This is a genomic window from Cellvibrio sp. GW822-FHT04B05 (assembly GCF_058800985.1).
This window is the reverse complement of sequence record NZ_JBXAMU010000001.1, coordinates 615,652-636,099: the sequence shown is the minus strand read 5'-3', so window position 1 is coordinate 636,099 and position 20,448 is coordinate 615,652. Positions and strand designations below refer to the sequence as shown.

At 49.6% G+C, this 20,448-nt stretch carries 17 protein-coding genes; 10 read left to right on the top strand and 7 right to left on the bottom strand.

Going from position 1 to position 20,448, the window contains the following annotated elements; all coding sequences use genetic code 11:
* Nucleotides 1–14 precede the first annotated feature (14 nt).
* Nucleotides 15–1,301 carry a DUF445 domain-containing protein gene (locus AC1RJL_RS02575; protein WP_492911185.1) on the top strand — a complete coding sequence of 429 codons (1,287 nt, stop codon included), beginning with the start codon at nt 15–17 and terminating at the stop codon, nt 1,299–1,301.
* A gap of 35 nt (nt 1,302–1,336) precedes the next feature.
* Here AC1RJL_RS02575 and AC1RJL_RS02570 read toward each other — a convergent pair whose 3' ends face one another.
* The 5 genes from AC1RJL_RS02570 to AC1RJL_RS02550 form a co-directional block, all read right to left on the bottom strand.
* Entirely contained in the window at nt 1,337–1,621 is a 285-nt protein-coding gene (locus AC1RJL_RS02570; protein WP_492911184.1) for a hypothetical protein, read from the bottom strand.
* A gap of 51 nt (nt 1,622–1,672) precedes the next feature.
* On the bottom strand, nt 1,673–4,747 hold the full coding sequence (locus AC1RJL_RS02565) for an ATP-binding protein (protein ID WP_492911183.1): 3,075 nt from the start codon (nt 4,745–4,747) through the stop codon (nt 1,673–1,675).
* Nucleotides 4,723–6,003 (bottom strand): EAL domain-containing response regulator, encoded by a 1,281-nt coding sequence (locus AC1RJL_RS02560; RefSeq protein ID WP_492911182.1) that lies wholly within the window; start codon nt 6,001–6,003, stop codon nt 4,723–4,725. The genes AC1RJL_RS02565 and AC1RJL_RS02560 overlap by 25 nt, the downstream gene beginning before the upstream one ends.
* Nucleotides 6,004–6,071: 68 nt before the next feature.
* Nucleotides 6,072–6,911, bottom strand: coding sequence for a CheR family methyltransferase (locus AC1RJL_RS02555; protein ID WP_492911181.1), 840 nt, complete (start codon nt 6,909–6,911; stop codon nt 6,072–6,074).
* Between the two features lie 310 nt (nt 6,912–7,221).
* Complete coding sequence (locus tag AC1RJL_RS02550; RefSeq protein ID WP_492911180.1) at nt 7,222–7,845, bottom strand: response regulator transcription factor; 624 nt, start codon at nt 7,843–7,845, stop codon at nt 7,222–7,224.
* A 190-nt stretch (nt 7,846–8,035) separates the two neighbouring features.
* On the opposite strand from AC1RJL_RS02550, the gene tcdA reads away from it, so the two are divergent.
* The gene (tcdA, locus tag AC1RJL_RS02545) at nt 8,036–8,845 is read left to right on the top strand and encodes a tRNA cyclic N6-threonylcarbamoyladenosine(37) synthase TcdA (protein ID WP_492911179.1); all 810 of its coding nucleotides are present in this window, start codon (nt 8,036–8,038) and stop codon (nt 8,843–8,845) included.
* 24 nt (nt 8,846–8,869) lie between these two features.
* Here tcdA and AC1RJL_RS02540 read toward each other — a convergent pair whose 3' ends face one another.
* Complete coding sequence (locus tag AC1RJL_RS02540) at nt 8,870–9,280, bottom strand: SufE family protein (protein ID WP_492911178.1); 411 nt, start codon at nt 9,278–9,280, stop codon at nt 8,870–8,872.
* A 206-nt stretch (nt 9,281–9,486) separates the two neighbouring features.
* On the opposite strand from AC1RJL_RS02540, the gene AC1RJL_RS02535 reads away from it, so the two are divergent.
* Nucleotides 9,487–10,638, top strand: a complete 1,152-nt coding sequence (locus tag AC1RJL_RS02535) for a glycoside hydrolase family 18 protein (protein ID WP_492911177.1) — start codon at nt 9,487–9,489, stop codon at nt 10,636–10,638.
* A 155-nt stretch (nt 10,639–10,793) separates the two neighbouring features.
* Nucleotides 10,794–12,098, top strand: a complete 1,305-nt coding sequence (locus AC1RJL_RS02530; protein ID WP_492911176.1) for a GGDEF domain-containing protein — start codon at nt 10,794–10,796, stop codon at nt 12,096–12,098.
* 23 nt (nt 12,099–12,121) lie between these two features.
* On the opposite strand, the gene AC1RJL_RS02525 is transcribed toward AC1RJL_RS02530, so the two are convergent.
* Complete coding sequence (locus AC1RJL_RS02525; protein ID WP_492911175.1) at nt 12,122–12,949, bottom strand: TatD family hydrolase; 828 nt, start codon at nt 12,947–12,949, stop codon at nt 12,122–12,124.
* A gap of 82 nt (nt 12,950–13,031) precedes the next feature.
* Between AC1RJL_RS02525 and AC1RJL_RS02520 the strand changes: the two genes are divergently transcribed.
* The 6 genes from AC1RJL_RS02520 (at nt 13,032) to AC1RJL_RS02495 (ending at nt 20,446) form a co-directional block, all read left to right on the top strand.
* A complete protein-coding gene (locus AC1RJL_RS02520; protein ID WP_492911174.1) occupies nt 13,032–13,814 on the top strand; it encodes an esterase/lipase family protein in 783 nt (260 codons plus the stop codon).
* Nucleotides 13,815–15,254 (top strand): alpha/beta hydrolase, encoded by a 1,440-nt coding sequence (locus AC1RJL_RS02515; protein ID WP_492911173.1) that lies wholly within the window; start codon nt 13,815–13,817, stop codon nt 15,252–15,254. It begins immediately after the preceding gene.
* A gap of 145 nt (nt 15,255–15,399) precedes the next feature.
* Nucleotides 15,400–16,377, top strand: a complete 978-nt coding sequence (locus AC1RJL_RS02510; RefSeq protein WP_492911172.1) for a GGDEF domain-containing protein — start codon at nt 15,400–15,402, stop codon at nt 16,375–16,377.
* Between the two features lie 148 nt (nt 16,378–16,525).
* A complete protein-coding gene (locus tag AC1RJL_RS02505) occupies nt 16,526–17,440 on the top strand; it encodes an AAA family ATPase (protein WP_492911171.1) in 915 nt (304 codons plus the stop codon).
* A 2-nt stretch (nt 17,441–17,442) separates the two neighbouring features.
* Nucleotides 17,443–18,447, top strand: coding sequence for a DUF58 domain-containing protein (locus AC1RJL_RS02500; RefSeq protein ID WP_492911170.1), 1,005 nt, complete (start codon nt 17,443–17,445; stop codon nt 18,445–18,447).
* Nucleotides 18,437–20,446, top strand: a complete 2,010-nt coding sequence (locus AC1RJL_RS02495) for a transglutaminase TgpA family protein (RefSeq protein ID WP_492911169.1) — start codon at nt 18,437–18,439, stop codon at nt 20,444–20,446. Before AC1RJL_RS02500 ends, AC1RJL_RS02495 begins: the two co-directional genes overlap by 11 nt.
* The last annotated feature ends 2 nt before the right edge of the window (nt 20,447–20,448 follow it).

Genomic DNA, 20,448 nt, shown 5'->3' with positions numbered 1-20,448 from the left:
AGAGTGAATCCTCAATGACGAAAGAAATTGAATTAAAAAAAACCAAACGCCTTGCGTTATATTTCCTGGCGTTTGCTGTCCTCACTTTTATTACCACATTATTTTTACCTGTCGAACGCTGGTGGATAGGTTTGATTCGCGCTATTTCAGAGGCGGCAATGGTAGGCGCGTTAGCCGATTGGTTTGCAGTAGTGGCACTCTTTAAACGGGTGCCCATTCCCATCGTTTCCGCCCATACTGAAATCATTCCCAAGAATAAAGAAAAAATTGCCGACAACCTCGCGATTTTTGTGCGCGATAAATTTCTGGATGTAGATTCAATTGTCGCACTGATTAAAAAACATAACCCCGCACAAAAAGCGGCAGATTGGTTGAGTTCTGCTGAGAATGCAAAAAAGATGGGCACTTATCTGGTGAAGGTCACCGCCGGTATGCTCGATTTTATTGAAGACCGCGCCGTACACAAATTCATGACCAAAGCCATTCACACGATGCTGGATAAAATTGATTTATCCCAATCAGCAGGAATGCTGTTGGAGGTATTAACCAAAGATAATCGTCATCAGGCCTTACTTAACGAAGGTATTAATCAATTTGCATCGATTTTAGCTGAGGAAGAAACCCAAGCCTTTATCGCTGAGGGAATTGTTGATTGGCTTAAAGAAGAACATCCGGTTGCTGAAAAAATTATACCTTCGGGCTGGGTTGGACGAACCGGCGCCGACATTGCAGTTAAAGCAGCCAGCCGCTTATTGAATGAAATTAATGAAAATCCAGAGCATCAATTGCGAATTAAATTTGATGCTTACACTAAAGATTTTATCCTGCGCTTGAAAAGCGACCCCGAGTTTTTTGAAAAAGCGGAAGAGATTAAACGCTATTTAAAAAATGATGAGGCTTTCAATACTTACATGAGTGAGCTCTGGCGCGATTTAAAAGACTGGCTCAAACGCGATTGTGCAGATGAAAATTCCGTGCTGCATCAAAAAATCAGCGATGCCGGTCAATGGTTAGGAAAAACCTTGGCGGAAGATGCAAGTTTGCGCCAATCGCTCAACCAGCATATGGAAGATGCTGCAACCAAAATGGCCCCGGACTTCGCGAAATTCCTGACAACCCATATCCGCGATACCGTAAAAAGTTGGGACAGCAAGGAAATGTCGCGCCAGATTGAATTGAACATCGGTAAAGACCTGCAATACATTCGCATCAACGGAACGATTGTGGGTGGGTGTATTGGCTGCTTGTTATATGTGATTGCTCATGCGCAGGAACTTTGGCATTTTTTCCTGACCATTTGATAGCGTGATGCCTGAATTGTAAATATAGATGTCTATCAGGTCCCTTTTTTAAAATGAGTAAACCGCCACCAAAGCAATGCGGCAGCCAGGGCGGGCACAGCAAAATTAAGGAAAAAAACAGGTAGCTCTTCCATAAGGGTGTAGCCCGCTTGTTCAACACCCACCCACATATTGACCGCCGCCACAATAAACCAGAGCGGGATAAATACCTGCACACCCCGTTTCATTGGCGCAAGCCCGGGGCCGGCAAAAGCGCGCGCGACCAACAGACAAAAAAACAATAATACAAAACCAGCGGTTAATACCATGATTGTATGCATAAAGCCTCCGAAGACACGATTTTTGTCAATGCAACAATGATAGAATAAAAATCACCCAGAGGGTTTTATTAATAAGCAACGGCTTACCAACTCCACCATTGTAGTCAGCTCCTTGTTCAATTCGGTGACTAATCTGTTATCCCGCTCACCGGCATAAAGCTGTTGCTCAAGGTTAAAACAAATAATTTCCAGTTGGCTCATGCCCAGGCTTCCGGCAAGGGATTTAAGTGAATGTACCTGGTTAAGTGATTCCGGTCGGCTGGTTTCCAGCAAATGTTGTAGCTGTGCCGGAAACCCCGCACGTTCCTGCGCAAAGCGCTCGAGCAGCCGGCGATACAAGGCTTCATTATTCATAAGGTTATGCAATGCACGCGCGGTATCAATTCCACCATGATGCAAGAATTCAAAGGTGTTCGCTTTAGGCACCAGATTTTCGGCGAGGCGGCAAGTATGCCCCCACAGTTCCAATACCTGATGCAATTGGGTGGGATCAATGGGCTTGGATAAATAATCATCCATCCCCGCTGCCAAATAAGTTTCTTTGTCACCCGGCAGGGCATTCGCCGTCACTGCAATAATCGGTAGATGTTTGCCCGCAGCCAATTCACGAATGCGCGCGGTAGCTTCAACGCCGTCCATGCCGGGCAATTGGATATCCATCAGGACCAAATCGAATACTTGTTGTTCCACCGCTGCAATAGCTTCCGGCCCGGAGCCGACGCAGAGTGCTTTTACCTCCATGGACTCCAATAGCGACATCATAATTTCCTGGTTCAGCAAATTATCTTCCACCACCAAAACGGTGCAATTAATTGGCGCTAATTGGGCTGGCGCAGACGCCACCTTAATCAGATTAGCCGGCACAACTTGCCGATTATTTTTTTCCAGCTGCACACGCAGGAGAAAACAACTGCCCTGCCCCAATTGGCTTTTTACATCAATGCGGGCATTCATTAATTCCGCAAGGTTTTTACAAATAGACAATCCTAAACCCGTTCCTTCAAAGCGTCGTGTGCTGGATGAATCGACTTGCTGGAACGGCTGAAATAAATTTTGCAGTTTTCCAGCATCAATACCAATCCCGGAGTCTTCCACTTCAAATAATAACTCCACACGATCTTGCCAATCGCGCACTTTGGTGACGCGAATACTGATGCTGCCCTGATCAGTAAACTTCACGGCATTTGCACATAGGTTGATAAGGATTTGACCAAGCCGCAATGAATCGCCCAACAGGCGTGGAGGAATATTTTTATCGATATTAACATTAACCTCCAAACCTTTTTCAGCGGCCTTTTCCCAAATTAAATCGACGACTTTATCGATCAATTGGTCAATCGAAAATTCGCTATGATCAAGGGCCAGCTTGCCTGCCTCCATGCGCGAGAAATTTAAAATATCGTTAATCACTTGCAATAAATGCTCGCCGGAACCACGCATTTTTTCCAAATAGGTGCGCTGTCGTGGTTCAGGTTTACTCGCTAGTGCAATATGGGCAAGGCCGATAATCGCATTTAATGGTGTGCGGATTTCGTGGCTCATATTCGCAAGGAATTCTGCTTTGACTTGCGATGCGGCGAGCGCTTCATCTTTTGCGCGCATCAATTCATGGGTGCGCTCATTCACTAAATGCTCAAGGTTTTGATTTACTTCTGCCACGCGGCGGCCAGTAATCACTTGTTCGGTTGCATCCATCCATAAGCACGCAAATGATTGCGGAATTTGTTCCTGGGTATAAATAACCGGAAAGCGTACTATGCGGTAATAGCGCGGATTCCCATCAGGATCATACAATTCGGTAATGAAATCATTCCAGTAGGACTCAGGGCCAATATGTTCTTCAGCTTGCAGTAGCGGCTTAAGCCAGGCAGGTACTGGCAAATCATGGATATCGCGCCCTAACAAATCATTTTTATCTAACTTAAGCAAACTACAGAATGCAGGATTCACCACCAACAAACGATGATCAATCGAGGTCATGTGTGTGGCTGCGGGTAAATTATCCAGCAGTGAACGGAAACGCCCTTCGCGCACAACAAGGCGGCGACGGTTAATAATGGCCGTCATGGTCAACACCACAATTAACACAATCGCGCTCAAACTCAGCCCGATAATAATATTGCGCGATGCCAGATAAGGAGCCATAGCTTCCTGTACATCCTGTTCAATGATAACGCCCAATTCCATTTCATCGATCCAGCGGCCAGCACCAGCGACCGACATGCCACGATAATCGTCGTAACCAATATTGATATAACCTGCTTCGCGGTTAATTAAAAAATCCACCATTTTTGTCAGTGGTCCAGGTGCACTGTCAGTGCCGGGAACTCTTACGTCTTTTCCTATACGCGAGTCATTCCAATGTGGTTCAGCACTTGACAAATTTGTCGATCCAAAGCGCGGCGGAGTGATAAAACGACCGTGATTATCGATTGCATAAATCTCGCCCGAAGCACCATTGCGCCCTTTGAAAAAAATCGGGAAAAAACTCGATTGCGTATTAAAACGCAGACAAAAATAACCGGGCGCGGTAACTTCCGATTCAAATAACACACACATGTTTTGCATCAGTGAGCCCGCGGGCTGCAAACCGCGCGGACCATCAAGCGGACGGACAGCCACTACCGGACGGGAGATTGCCGGACGTTTAGCGGCGGCTTTGTCCAACACCTCCATCGTTTCTGCCAGTAGCACCGGTTGTTTGCGATACGACTGGGTACTCGCTGCCACAATCATGCGCTCGTGGTTAATCACCGAAAATCCATCAAACCCCATCACCACTAATACCGGATAGAGCCACTCGCGCAAAGCTTCGTGCGTTGCGATATTGTCTCCCTGCTCCAACAACACTTGCTTCAACAAAATTTTTCCCTGCGATGAATTCACCAGCATTTGCAATGCGCCGAGATTTTGCTGCTGCCAGATAGTGATCAGTTCGGAGAAGGAGTTAAGCGAGGTCTGCAGATGCGCACGAATAACCCGCTCCTGGCTGGCGTGGATGTGGCGCAATGCGAGGGTGGTAAAAAAAAATAGCAGCACTATTGCTAGCGCTGCCGATAACAGGGTGGGATTGACTAGCGAGAAAAATCGAAAGTGTTTGTTTATCCAATACTTGAGGTTTGGCATATGGTTAATTTACGTTGTAGATCCTGTTCGACCCAGCCCATTAACTCGCGTCCCGGCATGGGACGCGCCAACAGGAAGCCCTGCACCTGTTTACAACCCAGGCTTTTGAGCAAGTGTAGCTCGGCTTCGGTCTCTACACCTTCTGCCACCGTCGTTATTCCTAAACGCTGTCCCATTTCGATAGCCGATTTCAAAATATTGCGCATATATTGCCGCGCCGGTGCGCCATGGATAAATGAGCGATCTATCTTCAACTCGGAAAAAGGAAAACGCGATAACTGCTGCATGGACGAAAAACCCGTACCGTAGTCATCGATTGAAATTCCGAAACCTTTCAAACGCAAGCGGCTGATTGTCGCCAGGGCTGAAGGCAAATCCACCACCAATGCACTCTCGGTAATTTCAAAGGTAAGGTAATGTGCAGGAATGCCCTGGCGAATAACGCGCTGGATAATTTCGTTGGCCAAATTAAATTCGACAAGGGATTTAGCGGAGAGATTAATCGCGACCGGAATATATTGCCCCTGCTCCCACCAGCTATTCATATCGTGTAACACTTGATCAAGCACCGAAAGGGTTAAATCGCCGATCAAACCATGCTCTTCCGCCAGTGGAATAAATACACTCGGTTGAACCCATTCGCCCTGCTGGTTTTTCCAGCGCGCCAATGCTTCTACACCGGCAATTCCCATGGATTCAAGTTCAACTTTGGGTTGATAGAAAACCTGGATACGCGCACGGTCCAGCGCCGTCCTTAATTGCTCAATATCTGTGTCGACCGGGTCGCAGATGACTGTATCTAACGAACAGATCCCGGCGTTGTAACTATTAAGGGCATCGGCTAAATCGGTTGGATTTACCGGTTTGCGAAATGCGCCGAGCAACGTAATACCCAAGGCTTCTGCCATAGTGGCAACAGCGCTGATAAGAACTTCATCGGAACTGCTGGCAAGTACAACAGCAGGTTTATGGGGTAGTTGTGCAAGTTGTTGCAGCACTTCAATGCCATCCATCACCGGCATTTCCAAATCGAGCAACATCACGGCAGGAATCTGGGTGAGCTGGCCTAATTGCTCCATCGCCAATTTACCATTGGCCGCTTCATATACCTGATTTATGCCAAACGCGCGCAAGCACAAATGCGCACTGTATCTGTGCATGCTGCTGTCATCGACCACTATCACTCCTTGCTCATGAATATTTTCATGCAAGTTAACGGCGTGGCTCAGGTTCGTTGAAGTGTTGAGAGAAATCATAAGTCGCTTCATGGCTCCGAAGTACGGCAGGATAGCAAATTTACAGGTATCAATAGCTACCCATTGTTTTAGCTCGCAAACCGCTTGAATACCGTTGCCGCCTGTGGCTTACGATAAATAGACGGCCGAACGGTTGTTACGCCAGTATTCAAACCTTGCAGGCTTTCGCAATGCCCCAGGATTAACCAACCACCGGGACGCAGCGCACGCAATAAATTTTCGATTACTTTTTGCTTGGTCGCGTTATCAAAATAAATCAGTACATTGCGTAAAAAAATCACATCAAATTGCTCATCACCTGCGCGTTCGTGCAATAGATTGTGTTGCTCAAAGGTAATGTGCGCACGTAGCGACGGCACTACTGCCAACATGCCCTCATATTCGCCAATGCCGCGGCGGCAAAAACGTTTCAGATAATCAGCGGGGATATGGTTGATGCGCTCGGCGCGATACATGCCGGTGCGCGCGTGCTCCAATACTTTGCCGGAAATATCGGTAGCCAAAATATCCCAATTGGTTTTACCCAGGGAATCGGACAACACCATCGCAATACTGTGGGCCTCTTCACCAGTGGATGACGCCGCGCACCAGACGCGCATTTTGTGATAGCCCTGTTGCGGAATAATTTCATCGCGCAGGAAATTAAAATGCGCAGGCTCGCGGAAAAAATAAGTTTCGTTGGTGGTTAATAAATCCAGCATGGTGTTGCGCTCTTGCGCACCTTCAGCACTAGATACATATGCAAAATAGGCTTCGTAGTTCTTGAGCCCGAATAACTCCAGACGGCGCCACAGGCGGCCGGTCACTAATGACGTTTTATCTGCACCGATAATAATGCCCGCCGTGCGATGTACGTAGTCGCGAATCTTGTGGAAGGCAAATGGGCTGATTTCTGTCTGTGAACTCATGATCCTAGGCCACCTGCCTGGTTGGGATCATCGATAACAAGGGTCTGTTCATGGGTAGTTCCTTGACTGTTAAGAGCGTTATGTGTGAAACGAATTAAAACCTGAGCGCGACGTACGCAAGGGAGAGAATTGCCGGTTTAAAGACCGGCTGCAGTGGTTCCCAGTGTGGGGGATTGGCAAAAAAGCCGTGAGAGTAAAAATACTCAGCTGGCGTGAGGAATAACCCCTAGGACAACCTTGTCAGGAATGGTCCAATCCAGAACCGGATGAGGGACAAGCGGCAAGTGCCCTGCGTAAACGCGGTGACACCCTAGCGAGCAGCAACAGGCTGCATGAAATCGCGCATTAATTCCAACGCAGAGTTAACACGCAGTTTCTCCATAATGCGGGCGCGATGGTTCTCAACGGTGCGCACACTCAGGTTGAGTTTGTTAGCTATATCTTTACTGGGCAGGCCATCGAGTACAGCTTGCAGGACTTCCTGCTCTTTCGGGGTGAGCAGCGCCATACGCGCTTCCCGCGCAGCAAGATACAAGCGCTGCTGATGAAGTTGGCGGCTTAGCGAAAGCGCCGCTTGCAGCTTCTCCAAAAATTGATGGCCATTGATGGGTTTCTCGACAAAATCAAACGCGCCTTGCTTCATCGCTTCCACCGCTGCGCTTACTTCAGCGTAGCCAGTTACGATAATCAGCGGTGGCGGCACCGCGTAGCGCTCTTGCAGGGTTTTGTGCAGCTGCAAACCGCTGACACCCGGCATGCGCATATCGGAAATTACACATTCGCAGGGACGCGGGGCATAGGCACTCAGAAACGCTTCGGCACTAGTGAAGCACTGGGGCTCGACACCTATGGGTTCTACAATGCCGCTCATTAATTCGAGGGTGATACTGTCATCATCAATCAAATAAGCAGTTGCTATAGCCGATCTATTCATGGAGCACTCGCCATTAAACACTCGTAATTAAACCCCCTGACGCTTCCTGAGTGTAGCAGAATGCGCCAGAATTACCGGTATCCAACCTTGCGTTTACACTGCATCTCCGTTAAAAAGCCGCGAAATTTATTGCTGTATCCTTGTGTGCCAAGCCCCATAGGCTGAGCCACCTGTTATTCAAGAGCCTCTTATGAACAAGCCCGTCTCTCCGGAATATCTCCAACGCTTTGGCGGCCTCGCCCGGTTATACGGGCAGGATGCACTATCGGCGCTGGCTAATGCACATTTTGCAGTAATCGGGCTGGGCGGAGTAGGTACCTGGGTGGCGGAGGCATTGGCGCGCTGCGGGGTGGGCGAACTGACGTTAATCGAGATGGATGACGTCTGCGTTACCAATACCAATCGCCAATCCCACGCGCTTAAATCCAATCTTGGCCGCCCCAAAAACCAGGTGATCACCGAGCGCTTGCGCGATATCAACCCCGAATTGGTCATCCACTCCATTGAGGATTTTATCGATCAGGACAATATGAAAACCCTGATCGGCAAACACCACCATGTGGTCATTGACGCAATTGATGCAGCGCACTTAAAAGCGCGCCTCGTTGCCTACTGTCTGGCAATAAAAGTGCGCCTGATTACTATCGGTTCTTCCGGCGGCAAGCGCGATCCACAGGCGGTTACAGTGGATGACCTCGGGCGCAGCATCAGCGACCCTATGCTCGCCAAGGTGCGCACCCAGCTTTATCGCCACCACAATTTCGCACGCGATAGAAACCGCAAGTTTCGCGTCGATGCAGTCTACTCCACCGAGCAAATGGTTTACCCGCAACCGGATGGTTCAGTGTGTATGGACAAACAAGCGCTGGCCGACGGTGTAAAACTGGACTGCGCCGGCGGTTTTGGCTCCAGTGTAATGGTGACGGGGACATTCGGATTTATCGCTGCTACGCGCGCCATTGAACGCTATCTCACGCACATGCGCAGCAATGATCAATAACACGAGAAAATGGGTGAGCTGGAATCAAGGCATTTCCAGCAATTGATTGATGCGCGCAATAATGGCTTGTAAACCGTTATTGCGCGATGGTGTCAGGTGCTTTTCAAAGCCGAGCTGATGCAATTGAGCAGTCAAATCCAATCCATGTAATTGCGCCGATGGCTGGCCATTTACCAGCGTCAACACCAGCACTGCCAAACCATTGATAACACTGCTGTCAGAGTCAAACGCAAAGTAATGTAATCCTGCACTCTCTTCATGTTGTAACCAAACCGGCAATTCGCAGCCCTTAATGAGATTCGCCGGCACACGTATTTCCGGCTTCGATCGAACCAATTTTCCCCATTGGATAATCAAACGGTACTGCTGCTGCCAATTGGCGGTAGCCATTAATTCAGCGATTGCTACACTGGTTAAATCGTCGCGGGAGATCACACTGACAGTCTCAAATCGGGGAAGAAGCACAATTATAGGGGCAAGACGAAACTTTAAGAATCTTTACGCGGGTGAAAGCTCTTATTGTATCCGGTCGCAGTTAGAATGCGGCCATAAACAACAAATGCTGCACGACAGCAAATAAGACTTACCACTTTCCTACTCTAGCGAACGATCATCATTAGCTTGTCCTTTGAGGGATGTTTATGAAATCGTTTTTGTATTCCATTGTTGCAGTAGTATTTGCCATGTCGCTCACTGCTTGCAGCAATCAACAAACAGTCGCACCAACCACAAAAGCCACAACAATAACTGACACCACACCGCCGGCATCTACCAAAGTGATTGCCTATTACATGGGTGATGGCTCTGATTTGCAGCGCTACAACTTCAATCAACTCACGCATATTATTTACAGCTTCCTGCATTTAAATGGCAACCAGTTGAGCTTTGACTCGGACACCGACAAACAAGCACTGAAGCGTTTGGTCGCCCTGAAGCAACAATATCCCCATTTAAAAGTGATGCTGTCACTCGGCGGTTGGGGCGGTTGTGAAACCTGTTCGGATATTTTTAACAGCACTGAAAATCGCAAAGTATTTGCGCAATCCACACTTGCGATTATCAAACAATACAACACCGATGGTATTGATCTGGACTGGGAGTATCCCACTATCCCCGGACATCCAGGACACAAATACGCGACTTATGATCGCGCTAACTTCACTGCCTTGGTGCAAGAATTGCGCGCTGCATTTGGCAATCAATACCAATTGAGTTTTGCTGCTGGCGGCTTCGACGATTTTTTACAAAATGCGGTTGATTGGGATGCGATCATGCCGCTGCTGGATAACGTCAACCTGATGACCTACGACATAGTCAACGGCGCGACGCCGCATACCGGCCATCACACCGCGTTGTTTTCCACTCCACAACAAAAAGACTCCACCGATAACGCCGTGCAATTTTTATTGCGTAAAGGCGTAGCGCCGGAAAAAATTGTTATCGGCACTGCCTTTTATGCGCGCGTATGGCAGCAAGTCAGCGCAACCAATAATGGCTTATATCAACCCGGCGTGCATACTGACGGTGCCCATTTTAAAACGTTCCCCATCCGCTTTAATCAGGCTGATGGTTTTATCTACCACTGGGATGACGTTGCCAAAGCGCCCAGCATCTACAATCCGGAGAAAAAAATATTTGCCACGTTTGATGACCAGCGTTCAATGACGGAGAAGGCAAAATACGTAAAAGACCATAAGCTCGGTGGCATGATGTTCTGGCAATTGCCACACGATACCGACAAAGATGGATTACTGGATGCCATCTATAAAAATCTGGCCAATACAGTCAAATAATTCGACACCAACAAACTTTTACTGCAAACTTCATTATGAGTTTGCAGTAAAACTCCATTAATAGTTATAAAAATAATATAGAGTTTCATCTCCTGCTGTCAGGCGGATAAAAATTGTGCTTTACTTGCGAAAATTAACAAATAACCGCACCTACCATGACTATCCAGCACGACATACTGAAAGCACGACTGCTCGGATTACTGATTGTTGTTACCCTGATCGCGCTTGCGTTCCAGAATTATGGACCGGAAAAGCTCTTGGTTCTGGGGCAGGATGACAGTGCTCATGTAGAAGTCATCGACGATCGCAATAATGGCGGCAAATCGATTGCCGCCTTAAAACGCGATGGCGAAAGCTTTGTCCTCAACTGCGAAATTATCCCGTCAGACTACCAATGGCCCTACTGCGAGCTTAGCTTTATCCTGATTGACGCCAAAGGCAGGGGAATAGATTTAAGTAATTATCATCAGGCAAAACTCTGGGCAAAATATTCAACACCACAAAATTTTGGTGTGCGCTTTCAATTGGTTAACTTTAATAAAGCCTACTCGACACTCACAGATGCCAACACGCTAAAATACAATGCAATCGAATTATTCAACACCCATGAGCGCTATCCGCAAATCATCCAGTTACATCATATGCAAGTACCAACCTGGTGGCTGAGCCAGGGGAAAATCGCGCCTGAGTATTGGGGCCCGGAATTTAATGAAGTACGCGGAGTGCAAATATCAACTGGTGAACACGTGAAGCCAGGAGTATATCAACTGGTTATCGAGCGAGTAGAGATTAGCGGAAAATACATCAGCGACCGCACACTCTATTTCAGCCTTCTGTGTGTTTGGACATTGCTCGCGCTCGCATTTTTTGTGGATACCTTGCGGAAAACAAAAAGAGAATTGCATAGCAACCAACAGCGCCAAAAGCAATTGGAAGAACTCAATACGCTGTTGAACCAGGAGCACCAACAATTAGAAGAGAGATTGACGCGCGATCCGTTAACCGGCGTTTTGAATCGCGATGGCCTGGCGCCTATTTTTAATCAAAACTTTAGTACCGATTCGACTTCACTGCTCTCGCTGATTTTTATCGATATCGATCACTTCAAAAAAATTAACGATACCTACGGCCACAATGTCGGCGACCAAGTGCTCCTGGCATTTTCGCAAGCATTGAGTGAAAACACACGCACGCAGGATTTACTGGCACGCTGGGGCGGTGAAGAATTTGTCCTGGCCTGCCCGGATACTACGCTGGAAAACGCCGTGGGCCTGGCAGAAAAACTGCGTCGCTGCATTGAAGAAAATGATTGGCCCAAAGCCCTGCAGGTAACTGCAAGTTTTGGCGTAGCGCAGATGCAAAAACAGGAATCGCCCACCGACTTTATTGCGCGCGCCGACCGGGCACTCTATGTCGCCAAGGCGCAGGGCCGCAATTGCGTACGCACGTCTACGCCATAATCGGCGAATAACCAAATCCAGGATTACTGGCGATAAAATAATGCCAACGTATTGTTCCATGTCGCTGTAGCAATATCGGCGCAGCTGACTCCACGCAATTCCGCCAATACTTGTGCGACCTGCGGAATATTTCCAGGGCTATTGCGTTGTCCTTGTTGTCCTTGCAGCGGCATGTCCGGCGCATCTGTTTCCAGCAACAGATATTCCAGCGGAATTTTTGTTACTGCCGTGCGCGTCTTTTGCGCCCGCTCGTAAGTAATAGAACCGCCCACCCCCAGGTAAAAACCCATATCAACGTATTGCCGTGCAGTTTCGTAGCTGCCAGTAAAAGCATGAATGACGCCACCGGAATGTAGGGTAGATTTTTTTAACTGCGCGATTAATTCGTTATGCGCCCTGACACAATGAATGATCAGCGGCTTGCGTAATTGGTCAGCGATAGCAATATGAATTGCCAGCAACTGCTGCTGTACCTCCATAGGAGTGGCAATCAATTTATCCAAACCGCATTCACCTACCGCAACACAAAATGGTGAGGCGCTTTTTGCTGATCGGGAAAATTCATCGCCTATAAGCGTACGGATTTTTTCTTGCGTTTGCTCATCAAGCAAACCAGCAGTATCTTTTTGGAACCACTGCTGCTGCTCAATCCAACGCGGATGAATGCCGGCTGCATAACACAAGCCGCTATACTGCTCGCATAATTGCGCCGCCCTTTCCCACTGCCCCGGTGCAACACCGGGAATTAACAAGCGTGCAATGCCCTGCTGATTACAGGCCTGCCAAAGCGCAACGCGATCTGCGTTGAACTCGACAAAATCAAAATGGCAATGGCTGTCAAAGAAAGGCATCGTGGTCATACCTCATTGTAGGTAAAAAATCCGCTGCGCCGATAGTGTGGCATAATTTGCACGGTATCACCGGGGACTCCAGATGAACATATCGAGGCGCGTATTACTGGTTTGTATCAGCATCACCCTATTCAGCACTGCACTCTACAGCTGCACCAGCAATCCGCTATCGCTACAGGAAAACCATAATGCAAAAGAGTGCGTAATTTTACTGCACGGTTTGGCGCGCACCAACGAATCCATGTTGCCAATGGCGGAACGATTACACGCGTTGCATTATCGCGTTATCAATGTCGATTATCCCTCACGTCAATTTCCTATCGTGACACTGGCTGAGCTGGCCATTCCACCGGCATTGGCCAGCTGCCGCGAGCATCCCATCAACAGTATTCATTTTGTTACCCATTCGCTTGGCGGAATTCTGGTGCGGCAATATCTCAGTGCGCACAGCATTCCTGAATTAAAGCATGTGGTCATGCTGGCGCCTCCCAACAAAGGCAGCGAAGTAGTAGACCACTTGAAGGGCTTGCCACCGTTTGAGTGGCTCAATGGTCCGGCGGGAAAAGAATTGGGCACCGATATTGACAGCCTGCCCAATAAACTTGGCCCGGTAAAATTTGATGTCGGTGTAATTGCCGGTACCAGCAGCGTAAATCTTTTATTGTCCCTTTATCTTCCCAATCCCGACGATGGCAAGGTATCGGTAGAGAGTACTAAAATTGACGGCATGCGCGATTTTATTTCGCTGCCGGTGTCGCATCCGTTCATCATGAAAGATGAGGATGTTATCGACCAGATTATTTATTATTTGCGTGCCGGACATTTTGCGCATCCGCCCGCGGTTATTGATCACAAGGAGCCTTAAATGTGTAGTAAATTGCCATTCATTATTGCGCTGCTTGCGCTGCTATTTTTTATCACAGGTTGCTCTACGTTGCGCCACGCGAAACCCTGGCATCGCATCGCCCTGACACAGGAATATTCAGCAAAAAACTTTTTACAGAAGGACGATGACCAGTGGGCCGACTTCCTCGCACAGGAAGATAAACTATTTGCCGAGCTGGTAGAAAAGTTATCGGACGCCGATACTACCGATGGCTACCGCTATGAAAAAAATTCCCCGCTCAACCCGCTACTGCAAACACCTAATTGGAATCGCACCTTTGTATTAACACCTAAAAACATTCGCGCCGGCATTGTCATGTTGCACGGATTAACTGACTCGCCTTACTCCGTACGCAGTTTGGCGCAGTCACTGGAGCAGCAGGGATTTTTAGTCATTGCATTGCGCACCCCCGGCCACGGTACATTGCCTTCGGGTTTATTAAGTGCGCGCTGGCCGGATTGGGTAGCGGCAACCCGCCTTGCAGCGCAAGAAGTAAAACGGCAATTGGGGGATAACCCGAATTTTTATTTGCTCGGTTACTCCAATGGCGGCACGCTTGCACTGAATTACACATTGGACGCGATGCAAGATAAGGATCTGCTGATACCGAAAAAAATTATTTTATTATCGCCAATGATCGGCATCAGTGAATTTGCCGGCTTAAGCAAGCCGCTGGAAATTATCGGGCACCTGCCATTGTTAAGTTCCAATCGCTGGCTGGATAAAACACCTGAATATAATCCGTTTAAATACAATTCATTTCCTGTCAATGCGGCTTGGCAAGCACATCGTTTTTCACTGCAGTTACAACTCAAAATCCTGACAATGGCGAAGCTCAACCAATTGCAGGATTTACCGCCGGTGCTGACTTTTCAATCGCTGATGGACGCCACGGTAAAAACCGATGCGCTCGAAAAACATTTTTATCGCTATTTGCCCGCTAACAATAGTGAGCTGGTGTTGTTTGATCTCAATCGCCATCACAGTTTTGCACCCATCATCCGCCCAGCGGCGGCAAATTTTATGCGCAATACCTTTGGCGCCGGGCCGCACCCATACCATCTGGTAAAAATTGGTAACCGTGATGCCAGCACAATGGAAGTCAGTGAGCAGCGCCAAGCGGCTGGCACCACCACCGATGCGGAACGGCCGCTCGATTTGGCATTTCCGCCGGGAGTCTTTTCGCTCTCGCATGTCGCCCTGCCGTTTCCGGTAGATGATCCCGTTTACGGCCTCACACCCCGACAAGATGAGTTTTATGGCATCCGGTTGGGTAGCCTACACCTGCGCGGCGAAACCAACACCCTGATCATCAAAGCCGATGCGGATATGCGTCTTTACTCCAACCCTTTTTACCCCTACATGCAGGAGCGTATTTTTGAATGGTTGGATCTGCCGATAAACACACCCGGGAACTAATCGCTCACGGCAGCAGACGAACCTTTATCGATTTCATCGAGAATGAGGCAAAACAGGAAATTGCCGACTATGCTGTGAGCTATAAAAAGCCGGCACAGGTGTTGTGCCAATAAAAAGCTCACAACGGGAGAACCCGCCGGAGACCATGCTCACCGACGCCAAAAACAAATTCCAACGCGGATTGGTTTACCTCTTCGCGATCCTCGCCAGCCTCGGCATAGCGCCCTTCTGTGTTATCCGCTATCTGAATGGAGAGGTTGTTAAAGCGGCGGTGGATTTGGCGATTGTTGTGGTTGCATTGGGCAGCGCGATTTACACTTATTGGCGCGGCCAGGCAACTCAATCGATTTCCAATATCACCGCATTACTCTATTCGGCCGGTGCCGTTGCGGTCGCCCATTTAAACCAACCTCTGCTGGTGTTTTGGCTGTTTCCCGCGCTGCTCGCCAACTTCTTTTTGCTCAACGCCAAAACTGCATTGGTTGCCAATTTGCTGACCATTGCTGCTGTGCTACCTATTGCTATCAGACTGGAAAATACCACCGAAGCATTTGCAATGATGTCATCGCTGCTGATGTGCGGCAGCATGGCCTATGTGTTTGCGCTGCTCACCCATCGGCAACAGCTTCTGTTGCAGGGCTACGCAACCCAGGATGCGCTGACCCAACTCGGCAACCGCCGGGCGATGGATGAAGAAATGCGTTTGAGTATCGCCGACTTTGCCCGCAACCAAACGCCGGTTACATTGATTGTGCTGGATCTGGATTTCTTCAAAATGGTGAATGACAAATTCGGCCACAACACCGGCGATGTAGTCCTGGTGGAGCTGGCGAACTTGCTCACCAGGCGGGTGCGCAAAACCGACCGGGTGTTTCGTTTTGGTGGCGAGGAGTTTGTCGTTATCGCGCGCAATACCTATCTTGCCGATGCGCTGGTTATCGCCGAGCAATTGCGCATGCAAATTGAAATGGAGTTGCGCGATCCCGATGGCACCCTCACTGCTTCTTTCGGGTGCGCGCAGCTGCATCCCGACGAAGTACTGGAGGACTGGTTCGTGCGCGCCGACAAAGCGGTGTATCAAGCTAAACAGCAAGGCCGCAATTGCGTAGTCGCGGCAGATTAAAGTGCCCACCTTTGTAAATTGAAGTATCTGTTAGTGTGAATCGAAATACTGGGGCGTGAACTGGCGCCAGCTTTGCGATTCTTTATACCCCGCTCCGCTACCCCTGAGCTATGCTGGCACCTGAATAAATAGATTATCAGGGTTTCGCATGCAGTCACTGATTAGCAAGGTTATCGAACAAGTCGACCAAATCGTTTTAGGGAAAGACCAGCAAGTCCGCCTGTCCCTCGCCTGCCTCTTTGCCGAAGGTCATCTCCTGATTGAAGACCTGCCCGGCATGGGCAAAACTACCCTCGCCCACTGCCTCGCCAAAGTATTGGGATTGAAGTTTGAACGGGTGCAATTCACCAGCGATTTACTGCCCGCCGATATTCTCGGCGTCGCGATTTTTGAGCGCGAGCAAGGTGTATTTAAATTCCATCCCGGACCGGTCTTTACCCAGGTATTGCTCGCCGACGAAATCAACCGCAGTTCGCCCAAAACCCAGAGCGCGTTGCTGGAAGCAATGGAAGAAGGGCAAGTGACGATTGAGGGAAAAAGCCGACCATTACCCAAGCCCTTTTTTGTGATTGCAACGCAAAACCCGCTGTCGCAGAGCGGTACTTTTCCACTGCCGGAGTCGCAGCTCGACCGCTTTTTAATGCGCATCTCGCTCGGCTACCCCAGCCCTGTATCCGAACGCGCGCTGTTTGAAGGTGTCGATCCGCGCGCACGTATCCGCGAGCTTGCGCCCATGGTCACCCACGAGCAGCTCGCAGCCATCCAGACGGCGGTACATCAAGTCAAAGCCAGCAACGCGCTGCTCGATTATGTCCAGCGGTTGGTCGCCTTTACGCGCACCGATGCCCAGTTTTCTTACGGATTATCACCGCGCGGTGCGCTGGCATTGTTGCGCGCCGCCAAAGCCTGGGCGCTGATCCATAACCGCGAATATCTGGTACCGGAAGATGTACAAACCGTATTACCCGCCGTAGTTGGCCATCGCGTGCGTGGACGCGGTCACAGCCAGGATACCGAACCGCTGGTCAAACACCTGCGCGATAACGTGGATGTACTGGGCTAGCTATGGGCCCCCTGATTGCGCATAGTCTTATCGCCGGATTGCGGGAGCGTTGGCAGCAGCGTTTTTATCGCTGGATTGACAGACGATCCCCGCGCGCCCTGCAAGTGCAGCTTACACACAAGAACCTCTATACATTTCCCAACTTCACCGGCCTGATTTATTTGTTGGCCGCGCTGGTAATCTGGCTGCTCGGCACTAACTACCAAAACAACCTGATCCTGGGGCTGAGCTATCTGCTGATCAGTATTTTTGTGGTCAGCATCCTGCACGCATTTGCAAATTTATCCGGCATCAATGTTCGCTTCGTGAGTGCAAGACCGGCATTTGCGGGTGATAGTGCCACCTTTGTGCTGGAACTCACTTGCGTACATAAAGCCGGTTGCGACAACCTTGAACTGCGCTGGCAGAGCGGCGAAACCCAAACAATTACGCTCAATTACAACGAACCCTTGCAAGTCACGGTGCGCGCCAACAGCCGCATGCGCGGTTATTTGCACCCCGGCCGGTTGCTGGTACAAAGCCGCTTTCCTTTAGGGATTATCCGCTGCTGGACCTGGCTGAATCTGGATGCAACAGCGCTGATCTACCCCGTCCCTATCGCAACCGATGAACCCCATGCACAAGCCAGCGACGGACGGGAAGAAGGCGGCACCAGCCAGCGCGGCGGCGATGACTTCAGCGGCTTGCGTGAATATCAGCCTGGCGACCCGATCAAACACATCGCCTGGAAACAATTTGCACAAGACAAAGGCCTGTTTACCAAAGAGTACCAAGCGTATTTTTCAGCCGAAAAATGGCTGGACTGGGATAGTTTACATCACCCGCAAGAGCTGCGTTTATCAGGCTTATGTTATTGGGCATTGGAATATGAGCGCCGCCAAATTCCCTATGGTTTGCGCATGCCCGGCATCACCCTCCCACCGGCACTGGGTGAATACCATCAACAAACTGTGTTAAAGGCTCTGACTGAATTTAATCTCCCGCGCGAGGCCCATCATGCTCGCTAGGTTGCGCGGCTTCGCCAAGCCGGTAAAAATACCGCCAAAACGACGGACCGACTATCTGGTGCGCGACAAACTCGCCTGGCTGCTGGTAATGCAGGCGATGCTGATCCTGCCGCTATTAATCAACTTGCCAGTGTGGCTGTGGCTGGTGTGGGCGATTGCCGCTTTCTGGCGCACACAAATGTTTCGCGGCCGCTGGGGCACACCCGGGGGTTTGGTTAAAACCCTGCTCGCACTGGTCTGCGCTGCCGGCCTACTTGCCAGTTATTCCGGCAGGGCGAGCACCGAAACCATGGTCGGTTTACTGGTGTGCGCCTTCTCACTTAAGTTGCTCGAAGTGAACTCACCGCGCGATGCGCAACTGTTGATTTTTATCGGCCTCGTTATTACCGCCACCCAATTCCTGTTTAGCCAAACACCGCAAGCCGCAGCCTATGGCCTGCTCTGTGTTGTGCTGCTACTGGCCAGCTGGCGCTCGCTCTACCTGACCCACGAGCAGACAACCCCCATACGCCTGAAGCGCGGGGCCATGATTTTGCTGCATGCAATCCCCATGATGCTGGTGCTGTTTATAGTGATCCCCCGCCTTGGACCACTCTGGGCAATACCCAATCAGCAAATGGCCAAAAGCGGCTTTAGCGATAGCCTTTCACCGGGCGATCTGGGCAATCTTGCGCTTGATCGCTCACCGGCGTTCCGGGTGGAATTTACCAGTCAACCACCGTCTGCCAATCAGCTTTACTGGCGTGGATTGGTATTGGATACATTTGACGGGCGGACGTGGCGCATGCGCGATAGTTGGGGTTTTCGACCAGTGAACAATGATGTCGCAGGTAACAGACGCGACGAAATTGACTACAGCATTATTCTCGAGCCCCACGGCCAACCCTGGCTTTTCAGTCTGATGACTCCGCAAACAGCCCAAAACACGGCCAATTCCATTCGTATAACAGCTGACTCACTACTATTGAATCGTATTCCGGTAGCGCAGCGCATGCGCTATCAAGTTAGCTCTGCCTTACAAATCGATTGGGCTAATGCACCACAACTTGGCAATACCGAACAGGATTTTTACACCCGCTTGCCGCGCGGCAGCAATCCAAACACCTACGCTTTGGCTGAGCGTTGGCGCAGTCAGGATCTGAACGACGAACAAGTCATTGCCCAGGCACTGGCATTGTTTAATCGCGAATTCACCTACACCTTACAACCGCCGGTGCTCGGCATAGATTCGGTCGACGAATTTCTGTTTACCAGCAAACGTGGTTTCTGCGAACACTTCGCCAGCAGCTTCAGCTTTTTATTGCGGGCGGCGGGAATTCCCGCGCGAGTGGTGGTGGGTTATCAAGGTGGCCGCTGGAATCCTGTGGAAAACTATCTACTGGTCAGCCAATCCGATGCCCATGCCTGGACTGAGGTATGGATTGCAGGCAAAGGCTGGCAAATGATCGATCCCACAGCTGCCGTCGCACCTAATCGAATTGAGCAGGGAATGAATGAAGCGTTAAATGAAACGGATCAGGAATTAATAGCCAATGCATGGCAATCATCGCGCTTGCTCTACAATCTGCAACTGCGCTGGGATGCCGCCAATTACTCATGGCAGCGTTGGGTACTGAATTACGATAGCGAAGCACAAGAGGGACTTTTATCACGCCTGCTGGGCGGCAACGAATCCTGGCGGATTACACTCTGGCTAATTGGTCTGGGGGTGATAGGTGCAGCCCTGTTTGCATGGGCATTATTGCGCAACCACAAAAAACCGGTAGCAAGCCCGGAAAGTCAAGCCATTAAAACGCTGGAATACAAACTGCGGCAATTAGGCTATCGGCGTAAAGCTGGCGAGACGCTGGGTGACTTTAGTCGCCGTATTCTTGTCAGCGAGCCGCAATTAAATACGGGGCTGACAAAAATCGTAAAATTATTCGAGCAGATCGCCTACCAAAACCAGCACGAAAAAGTAGTGGAATTGCAGCAGACGATTAAGCAATTTCCCCGCTAATC

Bases quoted from the DNA above. Each gene is read 5' to 3' on its own strand.
- AC1RJL_RS02555 (WP_492911181.1), bottom strand. From the start codon at position 6,911: ATGAGTTCACAGACAGAAATCAGCCCATTTGCCTTCCACAAGATTCGC.
- AC1RJL_RS02515 (WP_492911173.1), top strand. From the start codon at position 13,815: ATGTGTAGTAAATTGCCATTCATTATTGCGCTGCTTGCGCTGCTATTT.
- AC1RJL_RS02560 (WP_492911182.1), bottom strand. From the start codon at position 6,003: ATGATTTCTCTCAACACTTCAACGAACCTGAGCCACGCCGTTAACTTG.
- AC1RJL_RS02550 (WP_492911180.1), bottom strand. From the start codon at position 7,845: ATGAATAGATCGGCTATAGCAACTGCTTATTTGATTGATGATGACAGT.
- AC1RJL_RS02525 (WP_492911175.1), bottom strand. From the start codon at position 12,949: ATGCCTTTCTTTGACAGCCATTGCCATTTTGATTTTGTCGAGTTCAAC.
- AC1RJL_RS02520 (WP_492911174.1), top strand. From the start codon at position 13,032: ATGAACATATCGAGGCGCGTATTACTGGTTTGTATCAGCATCACCCTA.
- AC1RJL_RS02565 (WP_492911183.1), bottom strand. From the start codon at position 4,747: ATGCCAAACCTCAAGTATTGGATAAACAAACACTTTCGATTTTTCTCG.
- AC1RJL_RS02575 (WP_492911185.1), top strand. From the start codon at position 15: ATGACGAAAGAAATTGAATTAAAAAAAACCAAACGCCTTGCGTTATAT.
- AC1RJL_RS02535 (WP_492911177.1), top strand. From the start codon at position 9,487: ATGAAATCGTTTTTGTATTCCATTGTTGCAGTAGTATTTGCCATGTCG.
- AC1RJL_RS02510 (WP_492911172.1), top strand. From the start codon at position 15,400: ATGCTCACCGACGCCAAAAACAAATTCCAACGCGGATTGGTTTACCTC.
- tcdA (WP_492911179.1), top strand. From the start codon at position 8,036: ATGAACAAGCCCGTCTCTCCGGAATATCTCCAACGCTTTGGCGGCCTC.
- AC1RJL_RS02505 (WP_492911171.1), top strand. From the start codon at position 16,526: ATGCAGTCACTGATTAGCAAGGTTATCGAACAAGTCGACCAAATCGTT.
- AC1RJL_RS02530 (WP_492911176.1), top strand. From the start codon at position 10,794: ATGACTATCCAGCACGACATACTGAAAGCACGACTGCTCGGATTACTG.
- AC1RJL_RS02500 (WP_492911170.1), top strand. From the start codon at position 17,443: ATGGGCCCCCTGATTGCGCATAGTCTTATCGCCGGATTGCGGGAGCGT.
- AC1RJL_RS02495 (WP_492911169.1), top strand. From the start codon at position 18,437: ATGCTCGCTAGGTTGCGCGGCTTCGCCAAGCCGGTAAAAATACCGCCA.
- AC1RJL_RS02570 (WP_492911184.1), bottom strand. From the start codon at position 1,621: ATGCATACAATCATGGTATTAACCGCTGGTTTTGTATTATTGTTTTTT.